This is a genomic window from Mycobacterium sp. 1245852.3 (genome assembly GCF_001669335.1).
Taxonomy (GTDB): Bacteria; Actinomycetota; Actinomycetes; order Mycobacteriales; family Mycobacteriaceae; genus Mycobacterium; species Mycobacterium europaeum_A.
Genome location: NZ_LZLL01000412.1, coordinates 1 through 1687, shown reverse-complemented (window position 1 = coordinate 1687; position 1687 = coordinate 1). Strand labels below are relative to the sequence as shown.

Sequence of the window (1687 nt, the reverse complement as noted above, 5' to 3'; positions counted from 1 at the left end):
CGCAGCCGGTAGCCGGCCTCGTTCTGGTTCTGGTCGCTGGCCACCTTGACGCGCAGCGCGACGAGAATGTCGATCGACCCATCTCGGTTGTTGCGCTCGACCGCCGCCCGGACGTCCGACACCTGAACATGGATGTTCGCGGCCTGATACGCCTGCACCAGCATGCTCGTGTACAGCAGCGCCTGCGAGCGGAAGGCGTCGGTCCCACAGTCGACGATCTTCTGCTCGCTCGCCGTCATCGCATTGGTGTCGGGCGCCTGGGTCGCGGAGACGCATTCCACCGCCGCCTTCAGCGCCAGCGCGTCGTTGCGCGCCATCTGTTGGCTTTGCTGGTGGTAATGCAGCGCGAGGTAGCCACCGGCCCCGACGCCGGCGGCGCACAACACCAGCACAGCGGCGATCGCGGCCAGCCACCCGCGGGTCACCCGGGACGGACGGCGCTGGGCGGCGGCGACGGCGGATTCGGCGGCTGCCGGGTCGTCCGCCGCCGTGCCCTCGGACTCGGACTGGTCGGCCTCGGCGTCGGCACCGGCGGCATCGTCGGTGGATTCGGTCAGATCCGCGGAGGCATCCTGCGGACCGGTCTGCTCGGCTCCGTTCTCAGGTGCCGCCGAATCCTCGCTCTTGTCCTGGGTGGTCAACGAATCGTCCGTGTCGATGGGGTTCAGCCGGCTGGCGCCAGCATCTCCTTCCATCCATCGTCTCCTGTTCTGGTCGAGTTCTCGACGGAGTATTTAACTCCGTCTGGCCCTACCAGTTCACCGCTTTGGGGACTGTAGATCGCCGAGGGAGGCCCGCTGGGTTTGTAGACACAGGGGTTGGGCTGCTGGCCATTGCACTGCACGGTACCCGACCCCGGTCGGGACAACGGATCGCTGGTGGGCGGGGGTGTGCCCGCCACCCGGTCCGAGGGCGCCGGGTTGAGTCCGTTGTCCACCGACGGCGCCGGGATCACCATGCCCGGCTTCACCGGCTGATCACAGCGCGCCGCGGGTGCGGGGCAGGTCAGAATCTGGTTCGGGTCGCCGTACCAGGGGTTGGTACCGGCCGGCACATACGGCTTGGGGTCGCGGCATTCCCGCGGGGTTGCGGCCCGTTTGCCCGGAATGTCCGTGCACGGGATGTTGCGCGAGCCGCGCACGCTGTTCGCCGGTGTCTCCATCGGGATCTTGCAATACGTGCCGGTGGGCAGCGGCTGCATGCTGGTGTCGGCCGGGGACCGCCACTCCGACGCCGGAATGAAGCCGGTCAGGCAGGGCGGCGGCTGGTTGATCGACAGCGCCAGGTCCAGCGCGGCCATGTTCGGGAACGGCGCCGCCACCGTCTGGGCGATCGACGCACCCTGCGGCAGGAAGACCAGGACCTGCTCGACGCCGGTGTGGTAGCGCTTGAGCAGGTCGAAGACGACCTCGAGGTTGGCCAGGGTCTGCGGCAGCGAATCCTTGACGTCGTTGAACACCGAGTTGACCTGGTCGGCCGTCGGCGCCGCCTGCCGCAGCAGGCTTCTCAGGTGCTGGTCCTCCTGCGCGGACTGCGCGCCCAGCCTGTTCAGGTTGCGCGCCCAGCGCTCGATGTTGTCACCCGATTTCACCTGGCTGTCCAGCACCGGGCCGGAGTTCTGGATGATGTCGTTGACGTCGGTGATCTGGTTCTTGAAGTCGCCGACGATCGCCTGGGTGGCGTCGAC

2 protein-coding genes are annotated in these 1687 nt (G+C 68.1%); both read right to left on the bottom strand.

From position 1 onward, the window contains the following. On the bottom strand, positions 1–695 hold a 695-nt coding region (locus A9W96_RS18470; RefSeq protein ID WP_067141917.1), incomplete at its 3' end, for an Mce protein. Then, positions 665–1687 (bottom strand): MCE family protein (locus tag A9W96_RS18465; RefSeq protein ID WP_067141914.1); only part of this gene is annotated, 1023 nt, incomplete at its 5' end. The genes A9W96_RS18465 and A9W96_RS18470, both read right to left, overlap by 31 nt.